The organism is Arsenicicoccus bolidensis DSM 15745, assembly GCF_000426385.1.
GTDB lineage: Bacteria > Actinomycetota > Actinomycetes > Actinomycetales > Dermatophilaceae > Arsenicicoccus > Arsenicicoccus bolidensis.
In genome coordinates this window covers 16,224-31,547 of sequence record NZ_AUFG01000024.1, presented here as the reverse complement: position 1 = coordinate 31,547, position 15,324 = coordinate 16,224, and the positions used below count along the sequence as shown (strand labels likewise).

The window sequence follows — 15,324 nt, the reverse complement described above, 5'->3', positions numbered from 1 at the left end:
CTCCTTCCTGCCAGCCTAGGCCCGGGGCCTGGGAGCCGCGTGTCAGTCGGTGGCCAGCGCCGCGGACGGGCTCACCCGCGCGGCCCGACGAGCCGGTATGACGGACGCCAGCCACCCCGCGGCGAGCGCCACGGCGACGACGAGCCCCAGCCGCGCCCAAGGGATCTCGGTGGTGATGGTCATCTCGCTGCCGAAGAGCGCGTAGGCCCCGCCGAGGCCGTAGGCCACCCCCAGCGCGAGCCCCACGATCGTGCCCACGCCCGCCAGCGTCAGCGCCTCGAGCCCGAGCGTGCTGCGCAGCTGGCGGCGCGTGAGGCCGAGGGCGCGCAGCAGGCCGGACTCCTGGGTGCGCTCGAGCACCGAGAGGCCGAGGGTGTTGCCGATGCCGACCAGCGCGATCAGCACGGCGATGCCGAGCAGGCCGGTCACGACGAGCAGGACGACGCCCATGATGCGCTCCATCTCGGCGCGCTGGGTGGCGACCCCCTGGACCTGGGCGCCCTGGATGGCGACGGCGTCCTGGGCGAGCTGCTCCGACGCGGTGGCCGCGTCCTTGACCTCGGCGAACCTGATCCACGCGGACCCCTTGGCCTGGGGGTCGAGGCGCCGCACGGTGGCCGCCGTGACGACCGGTGCGTCCGCATGGTCCGCGCTGACGTCGGCGCGCAGGTCGAGCCGCGTCGCGCCGTGGGCGAGGGTCACGGTGTCGCCGGTCCGCAGGCCGGAGCTCGCCGGCAGGAGCACGGTGTGGTCGTCGAGCCCGGCAAAGAGCTGCGGCCGGCGCGAGACCTGCACCGCCGCGTCGTCGGCGCCGGTGACGGTGGTCTGCCCGCCGCTCGATCCGCCGGCCTGACCGTCGCTCTGCCCACCGCTCTGGCCGACGTGCACCGGCCGTCCGCCGTGGGTCAGCGTGGCCGGGGCGTCGACGACGAGGGTGGCCGCACCGACGACGCTGCTGCGCCGCAGGGTGTCGAGGTCACGCTGCGCCAGGCCCTGCGGCGCCTGCACGAGGGCGTCCACGGGGGTCTGCTTGTCGAGCGCGTCGGTGGCCGAGCGCACCCCTGTCGCCGAGCCCACGCTCATCATCGTGATCAGCGTGACCCCGACGAGCAGGGCGCTCGCGGTGGCCGCGGCCCGAGCGGGGTTGCGGCCGGCGTTGTCGACGGCGAGCGACCCGGGGACGCCGCCGAGGCGGGCGGGCAGCGCACCGACGGCGCGGGCGAGGCCGGGCACCACCACGGGGGCGACCATGAGCACGCCGAGGAAGGACAGGAGTCCACCGGGGATGCCCGTCACGAGCTGGTGCTGGAGGGCGCCGTGCACGAGCAGCCCGAACCCACCTGCCGCGAGGACCGATCCGACCCCGACGCGCAGGGCGCGGACGCGCCGCACCCGCGTCGCGGTCTCGGGGCGCAGGGCCGCGAGCGGCTTGACGCGCGTCGCCGCGCGGGCCGGGGCGAGGCTCGCCACGAGGGTGACCAGGATGCCCGTCGCGAGGGGAGCCAGGACCGCGAGCGGGGTGACGACCAGGCTGCCGAGGTCCATGTCGGTGCCGTGCGAGAGCTGCACGAGCGTCGCCGCCAGACCCGCGCCGAGCGCCAGCCCCGCGACGGAGCCGAGGACGCCGACGAGCAGCGCCTCGGCCACGACGGACCCGCGCACCTGCCGCCGCTCGGCGCCGATGCAGCGCAGGAGCGCGAGCTGACGGGTGCGCTGGGCGACGAGGATCGCAAAGGTGTTGGCGATGACCAGCGCCGAGACGAACACGGCGATGAGCGCGAAGACGAGCAGCATCGCGGTGAGCTGCGTGACGCCCTGGACCATCTGGGTCACGCGGTGGTCCTTCTCCTGCTGGCCGGTGCGGACCGTGAGGCCCTTGGCTGCGGGGAGACCGGCGACGGAGGCGCGCAGCTGCTCGTTGTCCACGGCCGCGCCGCCCGGAGCCTGCGTCAGGTCGAGCTCCCGATAGCCCGTGGTGCCCGTCCAGGCCCAGATGTCCTGGTCCTGGGCGAAGGCCACCGGCATCCCCTGGCCCTGCACGACGTCACGCCCCGGCTTGACGATGCCGACGACCGTGGCCTCGGCCGGACGGGCCTCCTGCGGCCGCTGCTCGGTGCCGGTGCCAGGGCTGGTGCCGGTGCCGCGCTGCAGCAGGCGGGTCGTGCTGCCCACGGCGAGCTTGCGCGCCGAGGCGACCCAGTCCACGACGGCGATCTCGCCGCGGCGGGCGGGCAGGCGTCCGGCCGTGAGCGTCGTCGTCCCGGACAGCTGCGGCACTGACCGCAGCACGAGGGAGGCCTCGCGACCCCCGAGGTCCTGCTGGACGGCCCCGCCGGCCACCGTGCGCACGGAGGCACCCGGGTAGGCGCGCGTCACCTGCGCGGCGAGCCCGGGGGGTATGGCGGCCGGGCCGCCGCGAGGCGCGCCCCCCACGCCCGAGGACCCGTCCGGCGTGGTGACGACCACGCTCGCTCGGCCCACCGAGCCGGCGGCGTCGCGCGCCAGGGACTCGCGGAAGGTGTCGCCCACCATGAACGTGGCCGCGACGAAGGCGATGCCCATCGTGATGGCGACCAGGACGCTGACGAAGCGCCGGGCCTGACCGTGGATCATGCTGGCCGCCAGGGAGATCGAGGTGCGCACGGCGATCACGCCCCCAGCCCGCGCAGGGCGGCCAGCACGTCGTCGGCGGTGGGGTGCCGCAGCTCCCCCGCCATGCGACCGTCCGCGAGGAGCAGCACGCGGTCGGCATACGTCGCGGCCCCGGGGTCGTGGGTCACCATCACGACGGTCTGGCCCAGCTCACGCACGCAGCGCCGAAGGAAGTCCAGCAGCTCGTGCCCGGTCACGCTGTCGAGGGCGCCCGTCGGCTCGTCGGCAAAGATCACGCGCGGCCGCATGACGAGGGCGCGGGCCACCGCCACGCGCTGCTGCTGCCCGCCGGAGAGCTCGGTCGGCTTGTGCCCCAGACGATCTGTCAGGCCCAGCACCCGCACCACATGCTCGAACCATTCGCGGTCGGGGGTGCGGCCCGCGAGGCGCAGGGGCAGGGTGATGTTGGCCTCGGCGGTCAGCGTCGGGAGCAGGTTGAAGGCCTGGAAGACGAACCCCACCTGCTCGCGCCGCAGCAGCGTCAGCCGCGTGTCGTCCAGCGTGGTGAGGTCGGTGTCGCCGACCCAGACCTGCCCGCTCGTGACGTCGTCGAGGCCCGCCGCGCAGTGCATCAGCGTCGACTTGCCGGACCCCGACGGGCCCATGATCGCGGTGAACTCCCCCTCGGCGATCTCCACGTCCACGTGGTCCAGGGCGACGACGCGGGTGTCGCCGCTGCCATAGGTCTTGGTGAGGTCACGCGCGCGCACGGCCGCGCGGGTCACGGTGGTCGGGCTGGTGGTCGGGCTGGTGGTCGTCATCGGGTCGCTCCGTCTGGTCGTCGGACATCGCTGGTGCGCGGTCGATGTCGACGCTAGGGAGCGGCCGGTGTCGCCCGGATCGACCTGCGGTCTCGACCCCGGGGGCGACCCGAGGACCACGGGCGCAGCGGGCCTACGACTGCGGTCGCACGAGCCCTGTGTCGTAGGCGAGGACGACCATCTGCACCCGGTCTCGCAGGTGGAGCTTGGCGAGGATCCGCCCGACGTGGGTCTTGACGGTGGCCTCGGCCACATAGAGCTCGGCCGCGATCTCCTGGTTGGAGCGCCCCTGCCCCACCGCGAGCAGCACCTCGCGCTCCCGCTCGGTCAGCGGGGCGAGCCGCTCCTCGGCGCTCCGCAGGGGCTCGTGCTCGTCGGGCAGCCCGGGCAGGAACCTCTCGAGCAGGCGCCGGGTCGCGCTCGGGGCGACGACCGAGTCTCCTTGGTGCACAGCGCGTATGGCGGCCAGCAGCTCCGCCGGGCCCGCGTCCTTGAGGAGGAAGCCGCCGGCACCGGCCTTGAGCGCGGTGTGGACGTACTCGTCGAGGTCGAAGGTCGTGAGCACGAGGACCTTGGCCGCGGCGCCCGAGGCCACGATCCGTCGGGTCGCCTCAACGCCGTCCATGCGTGGCATCCGGATGTCCATGAGCACCACGTCGGCCTGCGCGGCCAGCTCGACCGCCGCCGCGCCGTCGCCCACCTCACCCACGACCTGCATGTCGGGCTGGGCGTCCAGCACCATCCGGAAGCCCATCCGCACCAGCTCCTGGTCGTCCGCCAGCAGCAGCCTGATCTGCTCGTCGCTCACTCGCGCTCCCGTCGTCGTCCCGTCGTGACCGGGACCGGCACGGTGGGCGCCGTCGGCGGCGCCTCCGGGTCCCGCGTCGGCAGGCTAGCAAGCACCTCGAAGCCACCCCCTACCCGCTCCCGGGCCGTGAAGGTCCCGCCGATCGACGCCATCCGCTCGCGCATCCCGATCAGCCCATGGCCGCGCCCGTCCGACCCGCCACCTGGACCCCGACCCGTGTCGCGCACGGCCAGCTCGACCCGGTCCGGGTGGTGAGCGAGCTCGACCCGCACGGTCGCCGCCGGTCCCGCGTGCTTGAGGGCGTTGGTCAGCGCCTCCTGCACCACGCGGTAGGCCGCCATCTGCTGCGCCGGCCCGAGCGCCTCGTGCACCCGCTCGTCGCCGACCTGCGTCAGGGTCGCCGGCAAGCCCGCGTCGTTGACGTGCGCCACCAGCTCCTCTACCTGCTCGAGCGTGGCCTGCGGGGTGTAGGCCGCCGCCTCCCCCTCCTCGCGCAGCACCCCCACGAGGCGCCGGGTCTCGCCGAGCGCGCCCCGGGCGGTGTCGCCGATCGTGGCGAGCGTCCGGGCGGCGACCATGCGCGAGGCGTCGACGTCACCGTGCTCCACGGCATACGACGCTCCGTCCGCCTGGACCACGATCACGCTGAGCGAGTGCGCGACGACGTCATGCATCTCGCGCGCGATCCGGGCCCGCTCCTCCTGCGCGGCGAGGCGCGCCATCGAGTCGCGTTCGCGCTCCAGGGAGTCCGCCCGGTCGCGCAGGCTCTGCACCATGTCGCGCCGCTGCCTCGCGAGGGCCCCGGGCACGAAGCACGCGACGCTCATGGCGGCGACGAACACCCAGCTGATGACGGCGTACTCCACGCGCTGCGCGCCGGCAGGCCGGACCCAGTTGTAGGTCCAGTCCCAGGCGCCCACCACCCCGCCGACCAGCGCGGCCGCGAGCCACCAGTAGCGCCACCGCGGGTGCCCGTGGGCCGCGACCGCGTAGAGCATCATGAGCGCCGCGAGGTTCTGGGGCATGACGTTGTCAGCGATCACGAGCTGGACCACGCAGCCGAGCGCGACCGCCACAATGGCCGGGTCGGGCCTGGTGCGGCGCCACACGAGGGGCAGGCTGGTGCCGAGGAGGGTCCACGCGAGCCAGCCCACCCAGCCGACGGTGAGCTCGTCGAGCACGCCTGCCGACACGACGAGGCAGAGCAGGGTGACGACCCCCGCCCAGAAGGCGTCGACCAGCATGACGTGCTCGCGGAGCCACCGCTGGAGCCTTAAGAACGCACGCATCCCTCCACGCTAGAGGTGCGGGCGGCGCCGGGTCGTCATACCGCGGTCTGATCCTCCCCCTCCACTCTGGGTCCTCTGCCACCGCCCCCGCCGACGCCCACCCCCACGCCCTGCGCTCTCGGCCCCCCACCACTCGTTGAGAGGCGACAGATGGGGGTTCTGGGCGCGTCATAACCCCCATCTGTCGCCTCTCATTGGGCGGCGGCAGCGCTGTGGATAACCTCTCAGACTACATTTGTTGCCATTTACGATAGTTTGCGTGCGCTCACCTTCTCCCCTGCCCGACCCGTATGATGCCGAGCCCTTCAGGACGTCCGACGCCATGGCATCCGGGGTCTCACGCGATCGACTCCGAGCGTCCGACACTCGAGCCCCTCATCACGGCGTCAGATCCCCGCTCCCTCTCCTTGGCATCGAGCAGGCCGCGAAGGACGCGTTACCGGTGCTGCCGCCGGCGCACGCGTTCAGCAACGTGACGGCCGCCCGACTCATGGGGACCTGGCCGACGCGGTGGACACCCGACGAGCCGGTTCACGTGGTCACCCGGAGCGGACAGTTCCACCTCGAGCGGCCGGGGATCGTCAACCACCGTGGGCTGCAGCGACGTGGAACCATCCTCCTGGAGAACGGCCTGACCTGCACCGATGACCTCCACACCTGGGCCGACGCCGCCGCGTCGCTGTCGGTGGACGAGCTGATCGCAGCGGGCGACTGGATCCTCCGACCACGCTCCACCCGCACCGTCGGGGACCTTGCCCGCGTCCTGCCTCGCAGGATGCGCGGCGTGCGCACGGCGCGGGCGGCCCTGCTGGAGATCCGTCCTGGATCGGCGAGCCCCATGGAGACCAAGACCCGACTTCAGCTGGTGCGCGGGGGCCTGCCCGAGCCGGAGCTCAACGTGACCGTGACGGACGAGGGAGGGTGGCTGGGGATCGTGGACCTGTTCTGGAGGCGGTGGCGGTTGGTGGTGGAGTACGACGGTCGTCACCACGTGGAGCGTCAAAACACCTGGGAGCGAGACGTGGCCCGGGAGAGGGCCTTTCGCGATGCGGGGTACGACTACGAGCGCCTCATCAGCAGGAACGTCAACGGCCGCACCCCCGACGCCCTGGCGATCGTGCGGCGTGCCCTGGTGCGCGCCGGGTGGCGTCCAGGGGTGGCTTGACGCCGGCATGGGCCTCCCAGGTGGGTCGCTCCGCCCATCCCCCACGTTGAGAGGCGACAAATGGGGGCCATCCAGGCCTCATAACCTCCATTTGTCGCCTCTCAACGAGGCGGTGGGGTCAGGTCGAGGGCGGTCGCGATGGGGACGCCGGCGCGATAGCTCAGGTGCACGTAGGACGGGGCGTCGAGCACCGTCAGATCCGCGCGCGCCCCCACCGCGAGGTGGCCGACGTCGTTGCGCCGCAGCGCGCGAGCCCCGCCGAGGGTCACCGCGAGGAGGGCCTCGGCGGGCGTCATACCCATCTCGCGCACGGCCAGGGCCACCACGAAGGGGATCGACGAGGAGTAGCAGGTGCCCGGGTTGCAGTCGGTCGCGAGCGCTACCGAGACCCCGGCGTCGAGCAGGGCGCGCGCATCGGGATAGGGCGAGCGGGTGGAGAACTCGACGCCGGGCAGCAGGGTCGCGGTCGTGGTGCCGGCCGCCCCCACGAGCGCGTCCACGTCGGCCGGGGACAGATAGGTGCAGTGGTCGACCGACGCCGCCTCGAGCTCGCACGCCAGCTGGACGCCCGGGCCGTGGCCGAGCTGGTTGCCGTGGACGCGCAGCTCCAGCCCCGCCTCGCGGCACGCGAGCAGCACCGCCCGCGCCTCGTCGCCGTCGAACGCGTGCGCCGACGCCGGCTCGCAGAACACGTCGCCCCACACCGCGTAGGGCGCGCACGCCTCCAGCATCGGTCCGGTCACCAGGGACACGTAGTCCGCACGGCGGGAACGGAACTCGGGCGGGACGACGTGCGCCCCGAGGAAGGTCGTCTCCTCGATCCCGGCCTCGCACGCCAGGCGCAGCGCCCGCGCCTCGTCCTCCACGGTGAGCCCGTAGCCCGACTTGACCTCGACGGTGGTCGTGCCCTGCGCGCGCATCTCGAGGACCCGGTCGAGCAGCAGGTCGAGCAGCTCCTCGTCGGACGCGGCGCGGGTGGCGGCCACGGACACGGCGATCCCGCCCCCGTCGTAGGGCTGCCCCGTCATCCGCGCCGCGAACTCCTCGCCGCGGTCCCCCGCGAACATCAGGTGCGCGTGCGAGTCGACGAATCCCGGCACCACGCAACGGCCCCCGACGGACAGCACCTCGTCGGCCGCGGGTGCGTCGGCCGCGCGCCCCACCCAGGCGACGTGGCCGCGGTCGGGCACCGGCTCGCCCTCGATCATCCGGTATGCCGACGCGCCCGCCGCAGGGACCTCCTCGAGCACGACGGCGGCGTCCTGCAGGACTCCGAGGGGCGATCCGTCGCCGAGCTCGGGCGAGCAGGTGACGAGCTGGCCGATGTCGGTGACGAGGACTGCGGTCACGGCTCCTCCAGGAGGGCGTCGAGGGCGGCGCGGAGCATGAGGGCGACCGAGCCGATGCGGTGGCGGCCGCCCTCGACGACGGGCTGGCCGCCGACGACGACGGCGTCGACGTCGCCCGCGGTGGCGGCGAAGACGACCTGCGCGGGCTTGGCGCCGACGGTGCGGACGCTGTCGAGGCGGACGTTGCACAGGTCGGCCAGCGCCCCGACCTCGAGGCGGCCGCCGTCCTCCCAGCCGAGCGAGGCATAGCCCTGGCGGGTGCCGAAGTCGACGAGCTCGGCGGGGTCGAAGCGCCCGCGCTCGTTGGTGACGAGCCGCTCGTGCATCTCGAGGGAGCGCAGCTCGCCCCAGGGGTCGATGGACACGTGCTGGTCGGTGCCGATCGACAGGCGCGCGCCGGCGCGGTGCAGGTCGCGGGCGGGCCCGATGCCGTCCGCCAGGTCGCGCTCGGTGAGGGGGCAGAAGCACGCGCCGGTGCCGCTGTCGCCGAGCAGCCGCACGTCCTCCTCGGTGAGGTGGGTGGCGTGGACCGCGGTCGTCGTGGGCCCGAGCACCCCCTGCTCGTGCAGGAGCTGGGTCGGGGTGCGGCCGTAGCACGCGAGCGTGGCGGCGTTCTCGGCGAGCTGCTCGGACAGGTGCACGTGCAGCGGGACGGGTGAACGGTGCACGCCGAGCCCCGAGCGGGCGGCCTCGGCGACGACGCCGAGCTGCTCGCGGGGGACGGCCCGGACGGAGTGGATGGCGGCGCCCACGCGGGACATCGGACTCTCGCGGAGCTGGCCCACGCGGGCGGCCCAGCCCTCGGCGGTCCCGTCGCCGAACCTGCGCTGGTAGGGGTCGAGCGGCAGGTAGCCCGACCCGTCGAGCCCGCCCGTGAGATAGCAGGTGTCGAGCAGGGTGAGGCGGATCCCGGCCTCGGCGGCGGCCTGCTGGATGGCGTGCCCCATGGCGTTGGGGTCGGGATAGGGGGTGCCGTCCTCCTGGTGGTGGACGTAGTGGAACTCGCCGACGCAGGTGAACCCCGCCAGCACCATCTCCGCGAAGGTCGCCCGGGCGAGGTCGAGGTAGGTGTCGGGCTGCAGGTGGCTCATGAGGGAGTACATCCGCTCGCGCCAGGACCAGAAGTCGCCGCCGTTGCCGTGGGTGCGCCCGCGCAGCCCGCGGTGGAAGGCGTGGCTGTGGACGTTGGCCAGGCCGGGGAAGGTCACGCCGTGGAGCTTGATGTCGTGCGGCCGGGGATGGGTGCGGACGTCGATGGCGGTGATCCGGTCCTCGGACACCGTCGTGCGCACGCCGTTGGCGATCCCGGACGGCAGCAGCGCGTGCTCCGACCAGAACGTGGTCATGACCCGTGGCCCCCTCGCATCGACCCAGTCGTCGGCCTCGGCGTCGGCGACGCCCCCACCCTATCCCCCGGCCGGTGCCGCGAGGTCGGTGACGACGGCCGTCAGCGCATCGAGCCCGGCGTGGCAGTCGGCGACCTCGGCGTGCTCGTCGGGGGCGTGCGAGACGCCGGTCGGGTTGCGCACGAAGAGCATCGCGGTCGGCACGCCCGCGTTGGTCAGGATGCCGGCGTCGTGGCCGGCCCCGGTGCCGAGCAGGGGTGCGTCGTCGAGCAGGCTGGACAACCGGGCGGCCAGGTCCGCGTCGAAGGTCGTCTCCGGGGTCCACGACTCGCAGACCGGCTCCGCCGCAGGCCGTATGCCGCTGTCGCGCGCCACCGCCTCGACGACCTCCCGCACGTCCGCCTCCACCGGGCCGCGCGCGTCGAGCCATGCGGTGACGGCGGAGGGGATGGCGTTGACGCCGCCGGGGACGACGCGGGTCTTGCCGATGGTGGCCACGCAGCCGTGCGCGGTGGCGGCGGTGCGGGCGGTGAGGATCGCGGACGCGAGGCGCAGCATCGGGTCGTCGCGGTCCTCGAGGCGGGTGGTGCCGGCGTGGTTGGCCTGCCCCGCGAGGTCGAGGCGCCAGCGGCCGTGCGGCCAGATGGCGGTGCCGACGGCGACGGGCCGGTCCAGGTCGGCGAGGCCGCGGCCCTGCTCGACGTGCAGCTCGACGAAGGTGCCCACGCGAGAGAGGGCCTCGTCGTCGCGCCCGATCGCGTCGGGGTCGCGCCCGGCGTCCCGCAGCGCCTCGGCGAGGGTCACGCCGTCGTTGTCACGCAGCCCGAGCGCCCGCTCCCGCGTCATCGCCCCCGTCACGACGCGGGAGCCGATGCACGCCACCCCGAACCTCGCGCCCTCCTCGTCCACGAAGTTCACGACCCCGATCGGCACGGTCGGCTCGTGCCCGGCCGCCCGCAGCGCGTCGACGGTGGCGAGGGCGGTGACCACGCCGAGCGGTCCGTCATACGCCCCGCCGTCCGGCACCGAGTCCAGGTGCGAGCCGATCGCCACGCCCTGCACCCCGCGGGCCCGCGCCGCGTCGACGTCGCCCCACCACGCCCACTGGTTGCCGGCCAGGTCCTCGACGACGTCCAGGCCGCGCCGGGCGCACTCCCCCGCGAACCACTCCCGCAGCGTCGCGTCCTCGCGCGTCCACGCGAACCTCCGGTAGCCCCCCGACCCGCCGTCCCGCCCCACCGGGGCGAGCTCGCCCCACATCCGGTCCAGCTCTGCGTGGGCGGGGCCGTGGGCGGCGGGCTGGGAGGCGGTCGGCGTCGACATACGGCCAACCTATGACACCTGTCACCCGTGACTCGTGACAGGACCCGCACGGCCCCGTCGGCGCAGGTCAGCAGGCTGGAGACATGACGACGACGACAGCACCCGCGGTGGAGCTGCGGGACCTGCGCAAGACCTTCAAGGGCACGGGCAAGGGGGCCAAGGGCAAGCCCGGCTCTCGCACCGTGACCGCGGTCGACGGCCTCGACCTGACGATCGAGCCCGGCGAGGTGGTGGCCTTCCTCGGCCCCAACGGCGCCGGCAAGACCACCACCTTGGACATGGTCCTCGGGCTCACCGAGCCCACCAGCGGGACCGCCCGGACGTATGGCGAGGACCCCCGTCGAGCGGTCGCCGCCGGACGCGTGTCGGCGGTGCTGCAGAGCGGCGGGCTGCTCCCCGACCTCACCGTCCGCGAGACGGTGCAGCTGATCGCCTCGACCTTCCCGCAGCACGAGAGCGTCGACTCGGTCCTGCAGCGGGCAGGCCTTTCCGGGCTCGCGGGTCGCCGCGTGTCCAAGTGCTCCGGCGGTGAGCAGCAGCGGCTGCGCTTCGCGATGGCGCTGCTGCCCTCGCCCGACCTGCTGGTCCTCGACGAGCCCACGGCGGGGATGGACGTCACCGCCCGGCGGGACTTCTGGTCGACCATGCACGCCGACGCCGACGCCGGCCGGACCGTGGTGTTCGCCACGCACTACCTGGAGGAGGCCGAGGACTTCGCCCGGCGCATCGTCCTGGTCGCCGGCGGGCGGGTCGTCGCCGACGGGACCACCGCCGAGCTGCGCGCCCGGGCGACCGGGCGGCTCGTCAGCGCGGAGATCGTGGCGGGCGAGCTCGCCCGCGTGACGGACGTGCTGCAGCGGGTGGCAGGCGTCGACCACGTCGACCACACGGGGACGGCGGCCAGCGGCATCCGGGTCGTGGTGCGCTGCACCGACTCCGACGGGGTCGCCCGGGTCCTGCTGGGCGACCTTGGCGCCCGCGAGCTGGAGGTCTCGCGCGGCTCCCTCGACCAGACCTTCCTCGAGATCACCGAGCAGGCCGAGCAGGCCGCCGCAGCCACGGAGGACGTGCGATGAACGCCACCTACTACCGCCTCGAGGTCCTGCGCTTCGTCCGTGACCGGGTGGGGCTGTTCTTCACCGTCGGCATCCCGCTGTTCATGTACCTCGTCTTCGGCGCGGCCCAGTCCTTCGGCAAGGAGAACGCCGGCCACGGCAACGTGACCTTCTACATCATGGTGTCGATGGCGGCCTACGGCGCCGTCACCGCCACGACCGGCATCGGCGCCTCGGCCGCGACCGAGCGCAGCCTGGGCTGGGGACGCCAGCTGGGGCTGACCCCGCTCAAGGATCGCACCTTCGTCTCCGTCAAGGTCCTGGTCGCCCTCACCATCGCGGTGATCCCCATCGCCCTGATCTATGCGGCGGGCGCGCTGACCGGAGCCCGGGCCGACGGGCTCGCCTGGGTCCTGTGCCCGCTCATCACCGTCGCCGGAGCGGCCGCGTTCGCGCTCTACGGCCTCGTCTTCGGGCTCTGGCTGCGCAGCGAGTCGGCGGTCTCGGCGGCCAGCGGCTCCCTGGTGATCCTCGCGTTCCTCGGCAACATCTTCATCCCGCTCGAGGGCGTCCTGCTCACCATCGCCCGGTTCACCCCGCTCTACGGCCTGGTCCAGCTGAGCCGCTACCCGCTCACCGAGGGCCGCGTCATGTCCGGCGACGTCCTGATCAACGAGGGCCTGTGGATCCCCGTTGCTAACGTGGCCGCATGGCTGACGCTCCTCGCGATCCTGGCGACCTGGCTCGTGCGCCGCAGCCGGGGACGGCAGTGAGCGGAGCCCACCCGACCCTCGAGAACCCGTGGAGCCGCTACGGGTGGGTGATGGCCGCCGTCTGGCTCGCCTTCCTCGGCTTCCCGGTGATCGAGGTCCTGCAGGACTCCGCGCCGACCTGGCTCAAGGGCATCGCGCTGGCCGCGATCGCGTGCTTCGCGTTCGTCTACGTCTGGTCGATGAACCGGCTCTGGGCCTTCGGCGAGGGCCGGCGCGTCAACCCCGCCGCCGTGCGGTGGTACGCCGTGCTGATCGCGCTCTGCCTGGTCACGGTGCCGGTGCTGGGCGTCGAGGTCGTCGGGATGTCGCCCTTCCTGCTGAGCTTCGCGATGTTCACGTTCCCGCTGCGCCACGCCTTCGGCATCGCCGGGGTGCTGCTCGCCCTCGCCGTCGGGCTCCCTTGGTGGGCCGGGGTGTTCGGCAGCTTCGGCTTCCTCACGATCATCCTGGCGATCGTCTTCATCTCCACCGCGGTGACCCGGGTCGCCAACGACAAGGAGTTCGACTACACCCGCACCAAGGACGCCCTGCGCATCGCCTCCGAGCGCGAGCGGGTGGCCCGCGACGTGCACGACGTCCTCGGGCACTCCCTGACCGTGGTCGCGGTCAAGACCGAGCTCGCCGAGCGGCTGCTGGACGTCGACGTCGAGCGGGCCCGCGCCGAGCTGATCGAGATCCGCTCGCTGACCCGCACCGCCCTCGCCGAGATCCGCGAGACCGTGGGTGGGCTGCGGGTCGCGTCGCTCGGCGACGAGGTCGAGGGCGCCCGTATGGCGCTCACCGGTGCCGGCATCGCCGCCGACCTGCCGGGCGACCTCACCGTGGTCGACCCACGTCACCGCACGGTCCTCGCGTGGGTGCTGCGCGAGGCCGTCACCAATGTCGTGCGGCACTCCGGGGCGGGGCGGTGCGCCATACGGCTCTCGGCCGCAGGCCTGGTCGTCGAGGACGACGGGCGCGGGCTGCGAGGAGCCAAGGAGGGCAACGGCATCCGCGGGCTGCGCGAGCGGGTCGCCGGCGCCGGAGGATCCCTGATGCTCGGCCCCGGACCGGACGGGCGGGGCACCCGACTGGAGGTGCGGCTATGACGATCCGCCTGCTGCTGGCCGACGACCAGGCCATGGTGCGTGGGGCCCTCGCGGCGCTGCTCGACCTGGAGACCGACCTCGAGGTCGTGGCGCAGGTCGGCCGCGGCGACGAGGTGCTCGGCGCGGTCCGCGTGACCTCGCCCGACGTGTGCCTGCTCGACATCGAGATGCCCGGCCTCGACGGCCTGGAGGTGGCGTCGCAGCTGGCTCGCGAAGCACCGGGCGTCCGCTCGCTGATCGTGACGACCTTCGGGCGGCCGGGCTACGTGCGGCGGGCGCTCGAGGCGGGGGCCAGTGGCTTCGTCGTCAAGGACGCGCCAGCCTCCGAGCTCGCCGAGGCCGTGCGGCGCGTGCACGCGGGGCTCCGCGTGGTCGACCCCGCGCTGGCGACCGAGTCCCTCTACGGCGGCGCCTCGCCACTGACGGCGCGCGAGCGCGAGACCCTGCAGCTCGCGATGGAGGGCCACCGCGCTCCCGACATCGCGGCGCGCCTGTTCCTCTCACCGGGGACCGTCCGCAACCACCTGTCCTCCGCGATCGCCAAGACCGGCACCTCGACGGCCGTCGAGGCGGCGCGCGAGGCCCAGTCCCGCGGCTGGCTCTGACCACCCGCACCTTCACGCGCTCCCAGCTCACAAACGCACGACCCCGACGCCCCACCCCGCACCTTCGCGCGCTCCCAGCTCACAAACGCACGACCCCGACGCCCCACCCCGCACCTTCACGCGCTCCCAGCTCACCAATACCGACCAGGGCTCAGGCACTGACACGTGCACGCTGGTCGGCAAGCGCCTCCCTGACGGCGCGCATGGTGTCGGCGTGGTGCTGGAAGTAGTCGGTCTTGTTGACGATGATCACGCGATAGCCCATCCGCTCGAGCAGGTTTCGTCGCGATTCGTCGGCCACCCTCTGCTCCGCCGAGGCGAAGTGGTGCGCACCGTTGTACTCCACCACGAGACGTTCTGCCCGCCACAGGAAGTCCGCGTAGGCCAGGACCCGCCCGGTCCCGTCGGCGATAGGTGCATTGAGCTCCGGCTCCGGCAGACCCTCACGCGCAAAGTCCTGGCGCAGCCGCGATTCCATGACGGAGTTGGTTCCGGCCCGCACCTCGGCACGCGCTGAGCGAGCCGCCACGAGCCCCGGCGACCGGATGCTCAGCCCCGAGTCGAGATCTTCTACCGAGCGATTCGACTTCCAGCTGCAGATCGCATCTCGCAGGACGACCAGATCCGTATGGCTCATCGAGTCGGCCAGCTGGCGGAACAGGTGCTCCGGCGCGATGACCCGTCGATCGAGCCCTGGTACGACAACCGTCGGGATGTCGCTTGACGACAATCGATGCCCCCTCACGGTCCGGTGCCGTGGCGGCGTGCCTCCGTGCCGACCCACGTCCAACCGAGGTCGCGGACTGGCGGTCCACCTCGCGGGCAGACCCAGGCCGAGCAGCCAAGCTGCGGACCAGTGGGTGAACCCGCAGTCCGATGGCAGGACGAGGGCCAACGCCTGGGCGTCTTCGAGAATGGTCATCGGCATGCGTCGACCAACGACGCCGTGATGACGGTGATCCAGCTGACTGATCGCGTACCGCGACATGCCGGATCTCAGAGCCGCCGAGGTCGTGAAAAAGAGCATCCCGTCGAGCGCTGCCGGAATCGATGCAATAGAGGTCATGCGACCACGATGAAGGGCGTTTGCGGGTGTTCAACCGCGTTATC

Annotated in this window: 13 protein-coding genes; 5 read left to right on the top strand and 8 right to left on the bottom strand. The window is 73.2% G+C overall.

From position 1 onward, the window contains the following. Positions 1–42 precede the first annotated feature (42 nt). From K313_RS0113075 to K313_RS0113060, 4 genes are all read right to left on the bottom strand, one after another. Complete coding sequence (locus K313_RS0113075; RefSeq protein ID WP_029211978.1) at positions 43–2,652, bottom strand: ABC transporter permease; 2,610 nt, start codon at positions 2,650–2,652, stop codon at positions 43–45. Then, complete coding sequence (locus K313_RS0113070; RefSeq protein ID WP_029211977.1) at positions 2,649–3,413, bottom strand: ABC transporter ATP-binding protein; 765 nt, start codon at positions 3,411–3,413, stop codon at positions 2,649–2,651. The genes K313_RS0113075 and K313_RS0113070 overlap by 4 nt, the downstream gene beginning before the upstream one ends. A gap of 133 nt (positions 3,414–3,546) precedes the next feature. Further along, entirely contained in the window at positions 3,547–4,221 is a 675-nt protein-coding gene (locus tag K313_RS0113065) for a response regulator (protein ID WP_019286590.1), read from the bottom strand. Next, the gene (locus tag K313_RS0113060; protein ID WP_205621867.1) at positions 4,218–5,510 is read right to left on the bottom strand and encodes a sensor histidine kinase; all 1,293 of its coding nucleotides are present in this window, start codon (positions 5,508–5,510) and stop codon (positions 4,218–4,220) included. The genes K313_RS0113065 and K313_RS0113060 overlap by 4 nt, the downstream gene beginning before the upstream one ends. A 535-nt stretch (positions 5,511–6,045) precedes the next feature. Between K313_RS0113060 and K313_RS0113055 the strand changes: the two genes are divergently transcribed. Then, positions 6,046–6,675, top strand: coding sequence for a DUF559 domain-containing protein (locus tag K313_RS0113055; protein WP_169516844.1), 630 nt, complete (start codon positions 6,046–6,048; stop codon positions 6,673–6,675). A 101-nt stretch (positions 6,676–6,776) separates the two neighbouring features. Here the strand turns inward: K313_RS0113055 and hutI are convergent, their stop codons facing one another. Genes hutI through K313_RS0113040 form a run of 3 tightly spaced genes read right to left on the bottom strand, consistent with a single transcriptional unit; the run spans position 6,777 to position 10,693 of the window. After that, the gene (gene hutI, locus K313_RS0113050) at positions 6,777–8,024 is read right to left on the bottom strand and encodes an imidazolonepropionase (RefSeq protein ID WP_029211974.1); all 1,248 of its coding nucleotides are present in this window, start codon (positions 8,022–8,024) and stop codon (positions 6,777–6,779) included. Beyond that, a complete protein-coding gene (locus tag K313_RS0113045; protein WP_029211973.1) occupies positions 8,021–9,370 on the bottom strand; it encodes a formimidoylglutamate deiminase in 1,350 nt (449 codons plus the stop codon). Before K313_RS0113045 ends, hutI begins: the two co-directional genes overlap by 4 nt. Before the next feature lie 60 nt (positions 9,371–9,430). Then, positions 9,431–10,693 (bottom strand): allantoate amidohydrolase, encoded by a 1,263-nt coding sequence (locus K313_RS0113040; RefSeq protein WP_029211972.1) that lies wholly within the window; start codon positions 10,691–10,693, stop codon positions 9,431–9,433. 83 nt (positions 10,694–10,776) lie between these two features. On the opposite strand from K313_RS0113040, the gene K313_RS0113035 reads away from it, so the two are divergent. From K313_RS0113035 to K313_RS0113020, 4 genes are read left to right on the top strand one after another with little or no spacing between them, the layout of a single operon-like run. Then, entirely contained in the window at positions 10,777–11,769 is a 993-nt protein-coding gene (locus K313_RS0113035) for an ABC transporter ATP-binding protein (protein ID WP_029211971.1), read from the top strand. After that, entirely contained in the window at positions 11,766–12,521 is a 756-nt protein-coding gene (locus K313_RS0113030; protein WP_029211970.1) for an ABC transporter permease, read from the top strand. The genes K313_RS0113035 and K313_RS0113030 overlap by 4 nt, the downstream gene beginning before the upstream one ends. Next, the gene (locus K313_RS0113025; protein WP_084412826.1) at positions 12,458–13,609 is read left to right on the top strand and encodes a sensor histidine kinase; all 1,152 of its coding nucleotides are present in this window, start codon (positions 12,458–12,460) and stop codon (positions 13,607–13,609) included. Before K313_RS0113030 ends, K313_RS0113025 begins: the two co-directional genes overlap by 64 nt. Further along, the gene (locus tag K313_RS0113020) at positions 13,606–14,214 is read left to right on the top strand and encodes a response regulator transcription factor (protein ID WP_029211968.1); all 609 of its coding nucleotides are present in this window, start codon (positions 13,606–13,608) and stop codon (positions 14,212–14,214) included. Before K313_RS0113025 ends, K313_RS0113020 begins: the two co-directional genes overlap by 4 nt. 151 nt (positions 14,215–14,365) lie before the next feature. Here K313_RS0113020 and K313_RS0113015 read toward each other — a convergent pair whose 3' ends face one another. Continuing rightward, positions 14,366–15,280: an endonuclease domain-containing protein gene (locus K313_RS0113015; RefSeq protein WP_029211967.1), complete on the bottom strand. Its 915-nt coding sequence runs from the start codon at positions 15,278–15,280 to the stop codon at positions 14,366–14,368. Positions 15,281–15,324: the final 44 nt, after the last annotated feature.